This is a genomic window from Roseofilum sp. KMC-1 (assembly GCF_057802075.1).
In genome coordinates this window covers 3,832,829-3,850,313 of the sequence record NZ_CM173605.1, presented here as the reverse complement: position 1 = coordinate 3,850,313, position 17,485 = coordinate 3,832,829, and the positions used below count along the sequence as shown (strand labels likewise).

The following is a 17,485-nucleotide window of genomic DNA, read 5'->3' as shown; positions in this document are numbered from 1 at the left end:
GGGTTAATGGAGGCTCAGGCATTTTGGCAAACCACTGGTGGGAAATTCAAATACTCTGCGATCCAGCCTTAGAAGATCTAATCTTCTGGCGTTTGGATCAATTTGGCTGTCAAGGAACCAGCAGCGAAGCCAAAGGTAACTCTCGGTTAGTACAAGCCTATTTACCCCAAGAACAAGCCCAACTCCTCGATTTAGCTGCCTTATCCATTGGTTTTCGCCAAGATGCGCTCACAGTTTCCCTACCGGTTCCTGGGGTTCACTGGCACTTAATTGAGGAAGAAGATTGGTCAATTACCTGGAAAAAATATTGGCAACCAGAATCCATTGGCGATCGCTTCATTATCTGTCCGGCTTGGTTGTCTCCCCCTGAAGCCCCAGATCGCCATGTTTTATACCTCGATCCGGGACTCGCCTTTGGCACAGGAAGCCATGCGACCACCCAATTGTGCCTAGAATCCCTAGAAATGCGTCTAGGAATAGACCCCCAAGAACAACAAGATATAGTTTTAGCTGATATTGGTTGTGGTTCAGGGATTTTATCCATTGGGGCCCTATTATTGGGCGCTCATGCCGTCTACGCCGTTGATACCGATCCCCAAGCCATTCAGGCGACCCTCTGTAATGGCAAAATCAACCATTTCGGAGGCGATCGCCTAATTACCTCCGAAGGCAGTATCAACGAACTCATCGAAACCCTTTCCCGCCCCGTAGATGGCATTTTGTGCAATATCTTAGCTGAAGTCGTAATTGACCTAATTCCCAAATTTGAGGTCATCTCCAAACCCACGACTTGGGGAGTGATCAGTGGTATCCTCTTAGACCAAGCTAAACCCGTTGCCGATACTTTAGAACAACATGGTTGGATGGTAGCCACCCTTTGGCGGCGAAAAGAATGGTGTTGTTTTAATATCCGCCGAGAATTGGATGATTAATAGGGAATGGGGGAATGGGGAATGGGGGAATGGGGGAATGGGGGAATGGGGAATGGGGGAATGGGGGAATGGGGGAATGGGGGAATGGGGGAATGGGTAATAAGCGAGCAAGATGCTCGCACTCCCTATCTCCCCATCTCCCCATCTCATCCTTGTAAAAATTAAATTTCCGCCACTGCCCGTTCAATCAAACGATGGGCTAGGGTTTGAATTCCGGTATGTTCATAATAATTGGTACTCATATCCAGAAATGCGCCCAAATAGTCTAATTTATCATCACTAAATTCTACAAAACTTTGCAGATGATTAGCGACACTCGTCGGGGTAATACCGCGACTGTTCACAAAATCTCCCATCCAACCCGAAACCGAACGAAAAGACTCCCCAATAAAGCCTAACTTATTGGCTGAATTATCCCCAGGAATCACTGATTTCAACTGCTTGAATTGATCGTTTTCTTCTAAATCACCTGGAGACAGATTACTAATCCAATCCGAAACCACCCCTAAGAAATCTGGCCCCAAAGGAATCAAACCATCAAAACAAACCAAAGCCGCCATCCGCATTAAAGACTCGCCACCATAATCACCCAAAGCACCGACAAAATCCCCAATACTATCACCTGGAATACCATTAATGGAGCAAAACCCAACCAATTCTCCCACTACTTTTAAGGATAAATCAATACTTTGAGCTTTCACCGGTTTAGGAGTCAGGCTGGTTAATAAACCCCCAACCAAAGGAATTTTATCCCCCACCATATTAGCTAAGGTAGCCGCACCGAGAGCGCGACCCGTTCCACTAACCGTTTGATAGATCCAGAGCGCCCGTTGATATCCTTCATTTCTATCATTGAAGAGTTCAATGGCGCGATCGCGGATTGCCTGAATCATCTCCCGATCTTCCTCTCCGGTAACAGTGCGGATGGTATTCTCAAACCCCACCAAGTTATTCCACTCTCCCGGAATCACAAAATCTAGGGCACGCAAAGCGTTAATTGTCATATTATCCGTGGGCAGTTCATCGACTAATTCATAAATTGGTTTACTCATTTTTTTTCCTCAATTACTTCTGAAACTTAAAACAGTTTACTGATTACTCCTGTCAAACCGTGCCCCAACCTGGAGGAGGCAGCGCCACTTGATCGTCGAGTTTAGAATGGGAAACAGCCGACATAGAAGCCGATAACCATAGGAACATTTCCACAAAATTAAGTCCTTTTAACTTTACGGGAGTCCGCACCACAATCTCGCTTAACTGGGCTAAATCCGCATTTTCCACCCCCACCGCAAAAAACGCCACCTGCTTATTCTTTTCCGCTTGTTGAATGCGTTGGGCTGCTTTCTGGATCACCTCTTCCGGTTCCCCTTGGGGCGCTCCATCGGTGATTAAGAATACCCAAGGTCGGTAATACGCAATTCCATTAGCGCGATATTCAGATTTTCGCGCCTCAATTAAATCTAAGCCTGTATTAATTGCACTGCCCATATAGGTCATCCCTGATGCTCTAAGTTTCGGGGTTTCAAATTGATCGGCGGTTACAAAGTCGAGTTCCACCTTAATTTCATTATTAAAACTGACAATGGCTACTTCCACTCGCCGAGCAGCTAAAGTATCTTTATTGAGATCGGTGCGAAAGGTTTCTAAGCCCAGATGCAAAGCGTCAAGAGCTTCTCCTTGCATGGAACCAGAGGTATCAAGCAAGAGGACACAGGGACAACGGGGTTCTGGGTTCTCCGCAAATTCAACGGCTTCATCGAGTCTTAAGGGTTCTGGCATGGTGATTCGGCTAATCTCTACTCCGGTTCTATGCTAATCAAAAGTATATAAGGGAATGGGGAATAGGGAATAGGGAAAACTGCCAATCCCTTAAATGGTCGCATACTCTGTATATTGCCGCATGTTAGGGTCTTGGAAGCCTAGTACAATTTGGTCTTTGGCTACCCCTCGGTTCACCAACTCTTGAGCAATTCTCATTTCAGTCATGTTGTGCTGCACCCAGATCTTGCCGTTGATGATATCGAGGTGCAGCACACAGCCATAGACGCGGCGATCGCCATCCCATCCAATATTCACCACTTGATAATGGTCTTGTTGGGTATCAAAAACGGTGTAGCAATCAATCTCCCCGTTGGCGATGGGGATGGCGGCATACTCGGTTAATATGGACTGAATAATCTGGCGATACTGTTCTAGGATATCCATCGTACAATCACCTCTTTTTCTGGATCGTAAATGATTTGTTTGATCTGATATCTTTCTAAAGATATTTGTGTGAATTCTCGCTGGAAAAATCCTTTATAGGTTCTGGTGGGTATGGCTAAATATAACCTTCTTGTCGGATCGTTAATTTCCAAAGCGAGTTGGTAATTTAAAAACTGTCCTAATGCTCCATGGTAATCGGTTAGGGGGGAATCGCTCAAAAATGTCTTGATTTCAACGGCAATTTTTTCTTCCCCTCGCTCTGCGGCTAACAATTGCTCCGCGCCTAAATCAATTTCAAACTTGGTTCCAGCAACTTCAAGTCGCAAGGGATCATCTGTAATGTTCCACTGCTCCTTTTCTAGGGCAATTCTAACCGCAGAATGATATTTATCTCTAGCTGCCATAAGGTTTTGGGTTCTACAACAAATGACTGCCCGATCGCCAAAGCTTTCAGAGGCTATTGTATGATATTTTGAAGAGTTCGTGAAAATGTACGAAATTGGACTGTGTTGCTATAAAGTTGCTGGATATGGGTTTAGCATTAGGAATTGATTTTGGCACATCGGGAGCTAGGGCGATAATGCTCCGCATCGCTGACGCGATCGCCATTAACCCAGATCGGGATATCCTTGCACAAGCTACCTGCACTTATAATCGCCAAGCTCCTGAAGTTTGGAAAATGAGCCTGTTTTCTTTATTGGCGCAACTACCGTTAGACTGTCGGCAACAGATTAAGCGAATTTTGATTAATGGTACATCGGCAACGGTTTTGTTTTGCGATGAGCAGGGAGAGGCGATCGCCCCCCCACTGATGTACAATGACGACCGAGGAAAAGCTGTAATTCCCCACCTACAAAGGTTTGCACCTGCGGATCATTGGGTTTTGAGCGCCACATCGAGCTTGGCTAAACTCTTTTGGGGATTAGAAAACCTATCCTTGGATCGCCCGATTTATTTCCTCCATCAAGCAGATTGGTTAGCTTCTTTACTTCATCGAGAGTTAGGCATTAGTGATTATCATAATGCTCTTAAACTGGGCTATGATGTCCAGAATCTCTGCTATCCGGATTGGTTTCCAGAACTTCCCCCTACTCTGAAATTACCAAAAATTTATACACCAGGAGAGGCGATCGCCCCCATTTTGCCCGAAATTGCCCAACAATTTTCCATTCCCTCTGATTGTCTCATTTGTGCCGGAACCACCGACAGTATCGCCGCCTTTATCGCCAGTGGGGCATCCATTCCCGGCGATGGGGTAACCTCCCTCGGTTCCACCCTAGTCTTAAAATTGCTCAGTGAAACCCCCGTCAATGATAGCCGTTACGGGATTTATAGCCATCGGTTCGGCGATCGCTGGTTAGTGGGTGGTGCTTCTAATACCGGTGGTGCAGTGCTGCGACATTTTTTTACTGACGTAGAATTAGAGACCCTATCAAGTCAAATTAATCCCCACCAAGAAAGTAGCTTAGATTACTATCCCTTACTGAAAAAAGGCGATCGCTTCCCCATCAACGATCCCAACCTCCCCCCTCGTCTTCATCCCCGTCCAGAAGATCCGGTAGAATTTCTCCATGGACTCCTACAAGGTATCGCCCGCATTGAAGCCCTTGGATATCAACGACTTTCCGAACTCGGAGCCACTCCCCTCCAACGCTTGTATACAGCAGGAGGTGGTGCGAAAAGTAATACTTGGTCACAACTGCGGCAAACCTATTTATCCGTTCCATTTCTCCCTCCCATCAGTCCTCTAGCCGCTTATGGAAGTGCCCGTTTAGCCCAACAATTGCCTTAATTCTCGCGAGAATAAGTATAGTATACAACTCAGTAAAAATATAACGAGTCTTTAAGGGAATGGGAGATCCAAGAAAACTTGATATAATGGGTGGATTATTCAGCCCTAGTGAGTAATAACCGGTTGTCTATGGGGTTTCCGAGATCTAAAAAACTCGACTATAAAACTACCGATCAACGGTCAACTCCCAACCCCTCATTATACATCGATTGACTTACGGTTTTGGTGTGAACTATGAAGAAAAAAAAGAGAGGATCATCGGAAAAAACCGATGAACTCTTCCCATCAGAAAACCTTAACCGGGGCGCATCAACTCAGTCTTCAAAAGCTTGCTGGTCGATTGTAGCGATCGATCGAGATCCAGGAATCTATAAGCTTTTGACAGATCAATTCCATGACTTTGTATTTCAAGGCAAACCCTTAAATTTGCAATGGATAGAGAACAGAGAACAAGCGCAAAATTACCTTGCAGACTCTCCAAATTTAAGCCTGGTTTTCATCGATCTCGATCTAGAAAAAACCAGGGGAGGATTAGAGCTGGTTCAATTCATTCGAGAAGATCTAGGCAACCGATCCTATCGTATTATTCTCTGTGCAAATGAACTAGATCGAGCCTTGGAATTTTCTATTTTGCACAATTATGACATTAATGATTATCAGCATAAAGAAGAATTCAATCAACAAACTTTAGGGATCTGTTTATTAAAAAACTTACGCTCCTTCCAGGAAATCCAAACCCTAGAAGAGCATCGCCAAGAACTCACTTCCCTTTCTACCCAACTCAAACACTTAAATCAAACCCTAGAAGCCCAAGTGCAATCGAGAACGCAAGAGTTGGAAACCAAAACGAAGCAACTCGAACAAGAAATCAGCGATCGCACCCTTGCCGAAACCGATAAACAAGCCTCAGAAGACAAATTTTCCATCGTCTTTCAATGTACCCCCCACCCCATCACCATCACCTCCATGAAAGATGGGCGACATCTGGAAGTCAATGATGCCTTCCTAAAAACCACAGGCTATACTAACGAGGAAGTCATTGGACGCACCGCCGTAGAATTGCAATTATGGACAAAAATGGAACAGAGGGTCAACCTCTTTGAAATGCTGGTTAATCAAGGCTTTATCAGGGATTATGAATTTGAATTTTGTACCAAATCCGGAGAGCGTCGGATTACCTTACTCTCGGCGGAGATTATTAAACTGAGGGGAGAAGATTGTTTACTCTCGGTCACCAACGATATTACCCAACGCAAACAAGCAGAAGAAGCTCTAGCCAAAGCGAAAGAAGCAGCCGAACATGCTAATAAAGCCAAAAGTGAATTTTTGGCCAACATGAGTCATGAGCTACGCACCCCCTTAAATGCCATCCTCGGCTTTACCCAAATTATGAGTCGAGACCCCTCGCTTAAACGAGAACACCAAGAAAATTTAGACATTATTGGGCGATCGGGCGAACATCTCCTAGAGTTAATTAATGATATTTTGGAGATGTCCAAAATAGAAGCGGGTCGAGTGACTCTTAATCCCAGTAACTTCGATCTCTATCGCCTGCTCAAAAGCATTGAAGAAATGCTTCAGCTTAAAGCCACGTCGCGAGGAATACACCTACTCTTTGAATGGGATGCAGATGTTCCCCAATTTATTGCTGGAGATGAAGGAAAACTGCGCCAAGTTTTAATTAATTTACTCGGAAACGCCATTAAATTTACCCAAGATGGGGGGGTGGCCTTGCGAGTCCATAGAAAAACCCCAGGAACTGTGCAAGAAGCGATCGCGATCGAGTTTCAGGTTGAGGATACTGGCCCAGGAATTGCCCCAGAAGAATTGGAACACCTGTTTGAACCCTTTACCCAAACTGAAACCGGACGAAAATCTCAACAGGGAACAGGATTGGGATTACCTATTAGTCGCCAGTTTGTGCAGTTAATGGGGGGAGATATAACCGTCACTTCCCAAGTCGATCGCGGTTCAACCTTTAAATTTTCTATCCAGGCCAAACAGGTAGACCCCAGTGAAATTGAGTCCTCTATTCCTACTCGTAAGGTGAAGGGATTAGCTCCCGGACAAGAGTGTAAGCGAATTTTAGCTGTAGACGATCGCCAAGAAAGTCGGATGCTATTGCTACAACTGTTAGGGAGTTTAGGCTTTGAAGTCGAAGTCGCTTCTAATGGCCAAGAGGCGATCGCCATCTGGAAAAAATGGTATCCCCATTTAATTCTCATGGATATGCAAATGCCCGTCATGGATGGTTACGAAGCCACCCGACAAATTAAAAGCACCACGAAAGGTCGCAGTACCCTCATTTTTGCCCTCACTGCCAGTGCCTTTGAAGAAGAACGCAATCTAGTCCTCAGTGCTGGATGTGATGAATTTTTACGCAAACCCTTCCGAGAAAATGTCCTTTTAGAAAAAATTGCCCAACATTTAGGAATTGAGTATCTGTATCAAGAGAGTGAGCCTTCCCCCTCTCCAGCCGAACAACTTCCAGTACGTCCCTTAGAAGACTATCTTGCAGAAATGAAACCTGAGTGGATTGAGGAACTCTATCAAACTGCCATTAAAGGATTTGACGATGAAATGGTTCTACTCATTGATGAAATCCCCGACTCTTTAAGTCCCCTTTCCCAGCAATTGTCAGAATGGGCCCATAATTTTCGCTTTGACTGTGTGGTGTCGTTAATTGAAAAGGTAAGACCATGACCGCAGAAACAGAATTGGAACTCAGGGGAGGCAATATCTTAATTGTGGACGATCTGCCCGATAACCTGCGTCTGCTCTCCCAAATGCTCACCCAGCAGGGGTATAAAGTGCGAAAAGCCATCAATGGAGAAATGGCGATCGCCTCTTGCACTGCTCAACCTCCCGATTTAATCCTCCTCGATATTAATATGCCCGGCATGAATGGCTATCAAGTCTGTGATGTCCTCAAAGCTTCCCCTCTAACTGCCGAAATTCCCGTTATTTTCTTGAGTGCCTTAGATGAAGCCAACCATAAATTACAGGCCTTTAAATCTGGAGGACTCGACTACATTACTAAACCCTTCCAAGTGGAAGAAGTCCTAGCCAGAGTCCAACACCAACTCATTCTCTGTTGCCAACAGAAACAACTCAAACAAGAACTACAAAAACTCAAACAAGAGGTCAGCCAACAGCAGCAAACACAACAAAACTTAGAACGGCTAGTTACCCTAGATGAACTTACCCAACTCAGTAATCGCCGCCATTTTAATGATTATCTTCAGCAGGAATGGAAACGCTTATTTTCCTTACCTTCTTATTCGAGAGGATATCCCCAAGCCCTATCTTTAATTTTAGCAGATGTTGATTATTTCAAACTTTATAATGATACCTATGGCCACCTACAAGGGGATCAATGTTTACAACAGGTTGCTCAAGCCATGAAACGAGTCGTTACCCACTCTGGCTCTTTAGTTGCCCGTTATGGTGGAGAAGAATTTGCCATTATTTTACCCAATGCTTCCTCCGACTACGCCCTACAAGTAGCGGAACTGATTCGCTTGGAAGTTGAAGCCCTCCAAATTTCCCATAGTCAATCTAAAGTGAGTTCCTATGTTACCGTTAGTTTGGGTGTCGCTTGTCGGTTTCCCGATTCGGATTTATCCCCTGAAGACTTAATTGCTAGTGCAGATCAATCCCTCTATTATGCCAAACAGAAAGGCAGAAACTCTGTCTATCGATAACTCTTTAACGGGAGCCAAACTATTAATGTTTATCTTATTATACTTGTTCTTATGGTGAATAATAACAATACGGATTCAAAAAGTCTTCTAATTGTCGATGATACCCCAGATAATATTCGCTTACTTTCCACGATGTTAGCCGAACAAGGCTATAAAGTGCGTAAAGCCCTCAATGGAGAAATGGCCTTAAATTCTTGTCAAGCCGATCCTCCAGATTTAGTGATTCTGGATATTAAAATGCCTGATTTAGATGGCTATACGGTTTGCGAACGCTTAAAAGATAATCCAGAGACGGCTGAGATTCCAGTTGTTTTTATTAGTGCTTTAGATGATGTCATTGATAAGGTTAAAGCTTTTCAAGTTGGCGGCGTAGATTATATTAGTAAGCCCTTTCAGTGTGAAGAAGTTTTAGCCAGGGTCAAAAATCAATTAACGATTCGGGAATTAACCTTTAAGTTAGAACAAAAAGTTGAAGCCCGCACGGCTGCTTTATTGGGCGCTTTTGAAAGTTTACAAAATACTCAAATTCAGTTGGTTCAAAGTGAAAAAATGGCCACTTTAGGACAACTGGTGGCTGGGATTGCCCATGAAATTAATAATCCCTTGGGATTTATTACAAATAATCTAGAATTTGCCCAAGAAGGAGTCCAAAGTTTAATGGAGCATTTGCAACTCTATCAGCAGGAATATCCCCAACCTACAGAAGCTATTGTTGAACACTCAGAAACCATTGATTTAGAGTATTTGTTAGAGGATTTGCCCAGTCTTCTGAATTCCATTAAAATTGGTAGCGATCGCATCCAAAAGTTAAGTATTTCTTTGCGTAAATTTTCCCGAAAAAATAGTGATAAACCCGTAGAATCCGATCTTCATGATGGACTCGAAAGTACCCTAATGATTCTCAAACATCGTCTGAAAAGTAATAGTAATCGAAGAGAGATTGAAGTCATAAAACACTATCAAGAGCTGCCCCTTATCCTCTGTTATCCCGAACAACTTAATCAAGTGTTTATGAATTTGCTGGCAAACAGTATTGATGCGTTAGATGAACGCTGCGAAAAACAAACAGACTCCTCACAACAGGCTTGTCAGATTACGATTGAAACTGCATTTATCGGCGATCGCTCCCTTATCCAAATTCGCATTATCGATAACGGACTTGGTATCCCTGAAGAGATTAAAGATAAAATTTTTGACTATCAATTCACCACCAAACCCTCCGGAAAAGGCACAGGATTAGGTTTAGCGATCGCCCACCAAATCATTCAACATCATAACGGTCTCCTCGAATGTCACTCCATTTCCCAACAAGGAAGCACCTTTACCATCAGCCTACCCATTAAAAATAACATCGACAACTCATGAATTAAAAATCGAAAGATCCCCAGAATAGACAATAGGGGCAAGTGTTATCACTTACCCCTACCAGGGAGAAGCTCAAAACTAAAAGTTACAGATTCTTCTCACTCAGATCGCGAGCCATATGGTCAAACGGTTGATCCACAAAACGGGTGTCAGCAATACCCGCTTCTGCTACTTGTGCTTTGACAATCTCCTTCATAATTTGAATTCCTCGAACCGTTGGCCCGATGGGAACATCCAGAGAATTATAGGTTTCGCGTAATCCTTGTAGCACTCGCTCATCTAGAACATCTGTATTACCAGAAACTAGAGCATAGCTGGCATAGCGGAGATAATAATCCATATCTCTCAGACAAGCCGCATAGCGACGAGTCGTATAGGCATTACCACCAGGACGGATTAACTCAGGCAGTTCCTCAAATAATTGGGAACCGGCTTGTTTGACAATACTGGCAGCATTACCCGTAATCACATTAGCCGCCTGAATCCGAGCCAGACCACTCTCAAAATAGGATTTGATTTGGTCTAGGGCATTCCGGTCTAGATACTGACCTGTAATATCGTAATTTGAAATTAAGCTTGTGACTGCATCCCGCATTTTTATTACTCTCCCAACACAGCGTATTCGTTATTAAAGGGGATTAATGCATAATATCCAATTTGGAGTTTACTATAAAACGCATCCCCATTTCAGCTTTCATGGCCAGGAAACACTCCGAACCTGCCCAGTTAAGGCCCAGATGCAGAGCTGAGACTCCCAAACCCTGACAATTGTTAAGACATTGCTAAAAAAAACCCCATAGCTCGTGAAATATTTTAGTAATGGTCAATACAAAACTGGCTCACGCCTATCCCTAGGATGGATCAGCTAGAAAATCGGGACGGCGATCGCCAAGGCAGAGGATGGATATAACCAACATCTGGTCAGTCACCGTTCCAGACCTAACTGGTTGTCAACTTTCCTCTTCAGGTAGCGGAAAACGCAGGTCTCAACCTTAAGGAACCTCGCGCTCTGAACCTCAAGACTGACTCAATACCAACTCATAAGGAGTAATTTAAGGAGTAATCCATGTTCCAAAACGCAGCAGAATTCTTGAAATATGTTCAAGATAACAAGATCCAGATGATCGACTTAAAATTTGTCGATATGCCTGGGATCTGGCAGCATTTAACCCTGTATCAAGATCAAATCGACGAAACCAGCTTTACCGATGGTGTCGCCTTCGATGGTTCCAGCATTCGGGGTTGGAAAGCCATTAACGAGTCTGACATGACCATGGTTCTCGATCCGACTACCGCTTGGATTGACCCGTTTATGGCTGAACCGACATTAAGCGTCATCTGTAGCATTAAAGAGCCTCGCACCGGAGAATGGTATAGCCGCGACCCCCGTACCATTGCCCAAAAAGCCGTTGATTATCTCCAAGCCACTGGGATTGGCGATACCGTATATGTTGGGCCAGAAGCAGAATTCTTTGTCTTTGATGATGTCCGCTTCGACCAAACCCAGAGTTCTGGGTACTATTATGTCGATTCCATTGAAGGCCGCTGGAACTCTGGACGGGAAGAACCCGGTGGCAACCTGGCTTACAAACCCCGCTACAAAGAAGGCTATTTCCCCGTTCCGCCTACTGATACCATGCAGGATATGCGGACAGAGATGTTGCTGACTATGATGAAATGTGGGGTTCCCATTGAAAAACATCACCACGAAGTCGCAACTGGAGGTCAAAATGAACTCGGTTTCAAATTTGGGAAATTGATTAAAGCGGCTGACGATTTGATGACCTATAAATATGTGATCAAAAACGTCGCTAAACGCTACGGTAAAACCGTGACCTTTATGCCCAAACCCGTCTTTAATGATAATGGTTCTGGGATGCATACCCACCAGTCCATCTGGAAAGATGGTAAGCCTCTGTTCTGGGGAGATGGTTATGCCAATCTGAGCGAGATGGCTCTCCATTATATTGGCGGTATCCTCAAGCACGCTCCCGCTCTGTTGGCGTTAACGAATCCTTCGACTAATTCCTACAAGCGCTTGGTTCCTGGATTTGAGGCTCCGGTGAACTTGGCTTACTCTCAAGGCAACCGTTCCGCTTCTATCCGCATTCCGCTCACGGGAACCAATCCAAAAGCCAAGCGCTTAGAGTTCCGGTGTCCTGATGCTACTTGTAATCCTTATTTGGCCTTTGCCGCGATGCTCTGTGCTGGGATTGATGGTATTAAAAACAAAATCGATCCCGGTGAACCCTTGGATGTGGATATCTATGACCTCTCCCCTGAAGAGTTGGCGAAGGTTCCTTCGACTCCTGGTTCTTTGCTCGATGCCCTCAAAGCTCTCGAAGCTGATCATGAATTCTTAACGGTTGGGGGTGTGTTTACGGAAGATTTCATTACCAATTGGATTGAGTACAAGCTTGATAATGAGGTCAACCCCATGCGTTTGCGTCCTCATCCCTATGAGTTTGCGCTGTACTACGATGTCTAGAAGAGAAAATGGATTCTCCTCTGAGAGTGTTTTAGTCCATTAAGCGTTATCCTCCCATAGAATAGCCACCTCTCTCTAGGTGGCTATTTTAATGAAAAAAATACTATTTAGAGTTAAACTAATGCAAGTAAAGTGAGTTTCTAACGCCTAACATTAATGGTCAATCCGTTAGCTGAACTGGCCTATCAAGGCTGGCAACAAACCAAGAATCTGTTGAGTTTGACTCATAAGAGTCTGTCCTATCAATTATCTACTTTATTGATCGATCGGGCTGAGACTTCTACTCCTGCGATTGATGCCCAAGTATTAAGCATTATTCAACAACGGTTAAATGCTTTGTTAAAAGTCGATTGGAAAGAGGCAACGTTAGGGGTTTATCCCATGGCGTTGTTATTTGAGGAAGATTGGCCATACTTATTATCGACTTATCCCCTGCTTTGGTTCGATTTACCTGATACTTGGAGGCGGAAGAATCATAAGGAGTATCAAGTCTTTTCGTCCGATCTCGATCGCTCGGCTTATCCTCGATATTATCTGCAAAATTTCCATCATCAGACCGATGGCTACTTGAGCGATCGCTCCGCCGAGTTGTACGATCTACAAGTCGATATCCTCTTCAATGGAGCCGCCGATGCCATGCGCCGCAGGATTTTAGCACCCCTGAAGCAGGCAATCTCTGAATGGCCAAATCCTCCCCAATCAGCTAAAATTCTCGATGTTGCCTGTGGTACAGGACGCACCCTGAAATTTATCCGCCATACCTGTCCTCAAGCCTCTCTATACGGTATCGATTTATCACCCTATTATCTCCGCAAAGCCAATCAATTGCTCTCGAAAATACCTGGAGAACTTCCCCAACTCCTCCAAGGAAATGGTGAAGAGCTGCCCTATATAGATAACTATTTTCATGGAATCACCAGCGTCTTTTTATTCCATGAATTGCCCCCTTCAGCCCGTCAACAGGTGATCAATGAGTGCTTTCGAGTCCTGAAACCGGGCGGAACCTTAGTCATTTGTGACTCGATCCAGAAAGACGATAGCCCGGAAATTACCCCCCTATTAAATTGGTTTTCTCAAACTTTTCATGAACCCTATTATCCACATTACCTCACGGATGATTTAGGCGATCGTCTGCAAAAAGCTGGATTTATAGATGTGAGAATTCAGACCCACTATCTAAGTAAGTATTGGGTGGCACGTAAACCATAAATAATGAAAATAGATGAAAAATTACCATCCATAATTCATTTTTCATGGTACAATAAGCAGCCGAATCTATTCTTGTGTTCATTGTCAGGTGTGTATACTATGATCGAATCTATCATCCGATTTGGATATTCACTGAAAATACTGAAAATACGGAAATACTGGCTCTCCCTATTCTCTCTTGTTCTGGTTATTATTTTGCAAACCTCAGTGCTGGGAATGCCAAGCATTGGAAATCCTCTAGAACCGGCTGATACATCAAGTCCCCAAGCCACCATGAGGAGCTTAATTGATAATGTAAATGCTTCCCATAAGGTGTTGATGGAAGCCTATCAAGAATATCTAGATGATCCAGGACTATTTCAATCTGAATCTGTTCGCCAGAAAGTTAATGAAGCTCAATTTTTTTTCGATCGAGCAACAGAATGTCTAGATTTGAGTCAAGTGGGTGATTCATTTAAAAGTAATACGAAGAAAGAAGCAACATTACAACTCAAAGAAATTTTTGATCGCATTGATATCCCCTATTATAGTAACATTCCTGATCAACAACAAATCTTAGATCTCAAAGAAAAAGACATCGAAATTAACAACTGGATTATCCCAGAAACCCAGATTGAGATCGCTAAAGTCGAAGAAGGAGTTCGAGCAGGCGAATATTTATTTTCCCCCGAAACAGTTGCTCGGACTCCTGAATTTTATCAGAAAGTCAAAACCCTACCCTATAAGCCAGGTGCAACAGAAAATTTTTATAACTTTTATATCTCAACTCCAGGTCAGTTATTACCCCCCAAATGGTTTCTTTTATTCCCCAACGCCTTAAATGCTGTTTACTTCGATCAAACCCTATGGCAATGGTTGGGAATGTTTATTACTTTGATCCTTAACGCTGTCATTATTGTTTCCCTTTTCAAATGGAATCTTAAAAGAACTAAAAACTTCCATCCCATTCATAAAAGTTTTGCTAGGGCAACGCCCGCTCTTATCAGTTTGTTCATTCTGTGGTTTTCCTGTGATTTTATCGATAACCAACTGAATCTCACCGGAAGCGTTCTTTTTGCTACTCTAAGCGCTTTGTATTTTCTGCTGTGGAATATGGGTGGTTTTGTTGCTTTCTTTATCAACCAAGGTATTGGAGAAGTCATCGTAGCTTATCTGGAGCGAAAACAAGAGAAAGTCGAGAGTAATTTGATCCGAGTTTTGGTCGATCTGGTCAGTTTTCTCGCTGGTGGTGCTGTTGTTCTATTTGGGCTTCTAACTTTAGGTGTTAATCTACTTCCCCTAGTGGCTGGATTAGGCGTTGGGGGTTTAGCTATAGCTCTAGGGGCACAATCTACTCTAGAAAATGTCATTGCTGGATTGGCTTTATTTTTTGATAAGCCCATTGTGGCAGGCGAGTACTGTATTTTTGGCGATCAAGAAGGAATTGTTGAATCAATTGGTTTACGGTCTATCCGTCTACAAGGAGTTGATGGCAGCTTAATTTCTATGCCTAATTCGCAATTTTCTCAGTTGTTATTGATCAATAAAAGTCGATCTGAGAAACTTTTATTCAAGCATACAATACATCTTTCCTATGAAACCACATCTGAACAACTCAAATTAGTGCTAGAAAATTTCCGTAAACTCCTGGTTGAACATGAGGATCTTCTTGAAGAAGGTCTTCATGTTCGATGTGTGGGATATAGTGAGTATTCTATTGTTATAGAACTCCAGGCATATATCAATACAGATAATTATGAAAAATTTCTCTTGATTCAGGAAAGATTGTTAATTGGGATAAAAGATATTATTGAGCAAGCTGGAACGGAGTTTGCCCTCGGAGTTTGATTCACAGAATTTAACCCTTGAATAAAAAGCAAAACTCTGAAACCCATCGAGAAGAATGTGAAGAAAATGATTAGGTGCTTTATGATTTTAAACGGTTTTATATTCAGGGACTTATTGAAAGTAAAATACTATGGTCTTGCGCTAGTTTCCCTATTATTTGTCTTGTTTTTGCAGACTGCAATTATAGCACTACCCACCATTAATAATCCTCTAAAACCGCCTGATACTTCCAGTCCTCAAGCAACGATGAAGAGCTTCATCAATAATCTCAATGCTTCCTATGAAGTATTAATGGAAGCTCATGATGAATATCTGAAGGAACCCAATCTTTTTCCATCTGCATCAGTTCAGGAAAAAGCTGATACAGCCCAGATTTTCTTTGATCGAGCTTCAGAGTGTCTCGACCTCAGCCAGATTGGGGATAGCCTAAAAAGTAATGTGAAGACAGAAGTCACCTTATTACTTAAAGAAACTTTAGATCGCATTGATTTTCCCTATTATACTGAGATTCCAGATGAGCAAACGATCTTAGATTTGCAAGAAAAAGAGATAGAATTAAACAAGTGGAATGTTCCCAAAACTAAAATTCAAATTACTAAGGTACAAAAAGGAGAAAGAGCTGGAGAATATCTCTTCTCACCAGAGACAGTTGCTCGTGCTGCTGAATTTTATCAGAAGGTAAAGGGACTCCCCTATAATCCAGATGCGACCGAGGGATTTTATGAATTCTATAGCTCTACCCCTGGTCAATTATTGCCGCCAAAATGGTTTAAATTATTGCCCAAAAGTTTACATGCTGTTTTTTGGGATCAAACCTTATGGCAGTGGTTGGGGATGCTAATTATATTACTAATTACTGGCTTGATTATTCTGTTCATTTTCCAATTGAATCAACGCCAGACCGCAAAACTGAATCTTACCCAAAAATATCTATTTAGAACTATTTCTCCTGCGATTTCTCTAGTAATATTATGGATTGCTGGCGACTTAATAAATTATCAACTCAATATCACGGGATATGTCCTAATGGTCATTCTTAATCTTATATATTTTTCTCGGTGGGCGATGGTCGCCTTAATCTTCTTTTTGTTATCTCAAGCAGTAGGAGAAGTTGTGATTGGTTACTTTGAGAAAAATGAAAATAAAGTAGACACAACTTTGATAAGGACTTTTGCGGATTTAATCAGTTTAGGTATTGGTGGGTTGGTACTTTTGTTTGGGGTTCAAAGACTTGGGGTTAACTTATTTCCTCTATTTGCTGGGTTAGGCGTTGGAGGTTTAGCTATAGCTCTAGGGGCACAATCTACTCTAGAAAATGTGATTGCAGGATTAGCTTTATTTTTTGATCGCCCAGTAGTTGCTGGTGAAGATTGTATATTTGGCGATTATGAAGGCACTGTTCAATCAATTGGTCTACGTTCTATACGTCTCCAAGGGCCTGACGGAAGTTTGATGTCTATGCCTAATTCAGAATTCGCTCAGTTGCAATTAACGAATACAAGCCGAGCAAAAAAAAGTTTGTTTAAGCATAAAATCCATTGTCAGTATCAAACCACATCGGAGCAACTTAAATTAGTCTTAGCTGAGTTCTATAATCTTTTAGTCAATCATGAAAATACTCTTGAAGAAGGGTTGTATGTTCGCTTGGTAGGATATAATCAGTATGCTATAGTTATCGAAATGCAAGCTTATATTGATACAGGTGATAATGAAGAATTTCTCGTGATTCAGGAGAGCTTGTTACTGAGGATAAAAGAAATTATGGAGGAAGTAAAAATCCAGGTCTCCCTTGGGATTTGATCGCAGGAATTAGTATACTAACTCCTAGTTGAATAGAGTCGGTCTCCAGTAGAACCTCTAAACAACTTCAGTGGAGATCAACCAGATGGCGTGGATTGCTGATGAGTAACGATAAATTACTCGATCCTCCTCTGCATGGTAATAATGGGTAAGTATAGGAATC

14 protein-coding genes are annotated in these 17,485 nt (G+C 42.8%); 9 read left to right on the top strand and 5 right to left on the bottom strand.

Going from position 1 to position 17,485, the window contains the following annotated elements:
* The first annotated feature begins 23 nt into the window (after nucleotides 1-23).
* Entirely contained in the window at nucleotides 24-932 is a 909-nt protein-coding gene (gene prmA, locus AC3FZD_RS17670; RefSeq protein ID WP_488737286.1) for a 50S ribosomal protein L11 methyltransferase, read from the top strand.
* A 161-nt stretch (nucleotides 933-1,093) separates the two neighbouring features.
* Here the strand turns inward: prmA and AC3FZD_RS17665 are convergent, their stop codons facing one another.
* The 4 genes from AC3FZD_RS17665 to AC3FZD_RS17650 form a co-directional block, all read right to left on the bottom strand.
* On the bottom strand, nucleotides 1,094-1,984 hold the full coding sequence (locus AC3FZD_RS17665) for a hypothetical protein (protein WP_488737285.1): 891 nt from the start codon (nucleotides 1,982-1,984) through the stop codon (nucleotides 1,094-1,096).
* Between the two features lie 52 nt (nucleotides 1,985-2,036).
* Complete coding sequence (locus AC3FZD_RS17660) at nucleotides 2,037-2,711, bottom strand: vWA domain-containing protein (protein WP_488737284.1); 675 nt, start codon at nucleotides 2,709-2,711, stop codon at nucleotides 2,037-2,039.
* 90 nt (nucleotides 2,712-2,801) lie between these two features.
* Nucleotides 2,802-3,137, bottom strand: coding sequence for a XisI protein (locus AC3FZD_RS17655; RefSeq protein ID WP_488737283.1), 336 nt, complete (start codon nucleotides 3,135-3,137; stop codon nucleotides 2,802-2,804).
* Nucleotides 3,125-3,541, bottom strand: a complete 417-nt coding sequence (locus tag AC3FZD_RS17650; RefSeq protein WP_488737282.1) for a XisH family protein — start codon at nucleotides 3,539-3,541, stop codon at nucleotides 3,125-3,127. The genes AC3FZD_RS17655 and AC3FZD_RS17650 overlap by 13 nt, the downstream gene beginning before the upstream one ends.
* Before the next feature lie 125 nt (nucleotides 3,542-3,666).
* Here AC3FZD_RS17650 and AC3FZD_RS17645 point away from each other — a divergent pair, with 125 nt between their 5' ends.
* The 4 genes from AC3FZD_RS17645 (at nucleotide 3,667) to AC3FZD_RS17630 (ending at nucleotide 9,998) form a co-directional block, all read left to right on the top strand.
* The gene (locus tag AC3FZD_RS17645; RefSeq protein ID WP_488737281.1) at nucleotides 3,667-4,929 is read left to right on the top strand and encodes an FGGY-family carbohydrate kinase; all 1,263 of its coding nucleotides are present in this window, start codon (nucleotides 3,667-3,669) and stop codon (nucleotides 4,927-4,929) included.
* A 234-nt stretch (nucleotides 4,930-5,163) separates the two neighbouring features.
* Entirely contained in the window at nucleotides 5,164-7,632 is a 2,469-nt protein-coding gene (locus AC3FZD_RS17640) for a hybrid sensor histidine kinase/response regulator (RefSeq protein WP_488737280.1), read from the top strand.
* Nucleotides 7,629-8,633 carry a diguanylate cyclase domain-containing protein gene (locus AC3FZD_RS17635; RefSeq protein WP_488737279.1) on the top strand — a complete coding sequence of 335 codons (1,005 nt, stop codon included), beginning with the start codon at nucleotides 7,629-7,631 and terminating at the stop codon, nucleotides 8,631-8,633. The genes AC3FZD_RS17640 and AC3FZD_RS17635 overlap by 4 nt, the downstream gene beginning before the upstream one ends.
* 51 nt (nucleotides 8,634-8,684) lie before the next feature.
* A complete protein-coding gene (locus AC3FZD_RS17630) occupies nucleotides 8,685-9,998 on the top strand; it encodes a hybrid sensor histidine kinase/response regulator (RefSeq protein WP_488737278.1) in 1,314 nt (437 codons plus the stop codon).
* Nucleotides 9,999-10,083: 85 nt separating this feature from the next.
* Here the strand turns inward: AC3FZD_RS17630 and apcB are convergent, their stop codons facing one another.
* The gene (apcB, locus tag AC3FZD_RS17625; protein ID WP_488737277.1) at nucleotides 10,084-10,593 is read right to left on the bottom strand and encodes an allophycocyanin subunit beta; all 510 of its coding nucleotides are present in this window, start codon (nucleotides 10,591-10,593) and stop codon (nucleotides 10,084-10,086) included.
* 471 nt (nucleotides 10,594-11,064) lie between these two features.
* On the opposite strand from apcB, the gene glnA reads away from it, so the two are divergent.
* From glnA to AC3FZD_RS17605, 4 genes are all read left to right on the top strand, one after another.
* Nucleotides 11,065-12,486, top strand: coding sequence for a type I glutamate--ammonia ligase (gene glnA / locus AC3FZD_RS17620; RefSeq protein WP_488737276.1), 1,422 nt, complete (start codon nucleotides 11,065-11,067; stop codon nucleotides 12,484-12,486).
* Nucleotides 12,487-12,642: 156 nt separating this feature from the next.
* Nucleotides 12,643-13,695, top strand: coding sequence for a class I SAM-dependent methyltransferase (locus AC3FZD_RS17615; RefSeq protein ID WP_488737275.1), 1,053 nt, complete (start codon nucleotides 12,643-12,645; stop codon nucleotides 13,693-13,695).
* A 216-nt stretch (nucleotides 13,696-13,911) separates the two neighbouring features.
* Nucleotides 13,912-15,522, top strand: coding sequence for a mechanosensitive ion channel family protein (locus AC3FZD_RS17610; RefSeq protein ID WP_488737274.1), 1,611 nt, complete (start codon nucleotides 13,912-13,914; stop codon nucleotides 15,520-15,522).
* A 66-nt stretch (nucleotides 15,523-15,588) separates the two neighbouring features.
* A complete protein-coding gene (locus AC3FZD_RS17605) occupies nucleotides 15,589-17,322 on the top strand; it encodes a mechanosensitive ion channel family protein (protein ID WP_488740375.1) in 1,734 nt (577 codons plus the stop codon).
* The last annotated feature ends 163 nt before the right edge of the window (nucleotides 17,323-17,485 follow it).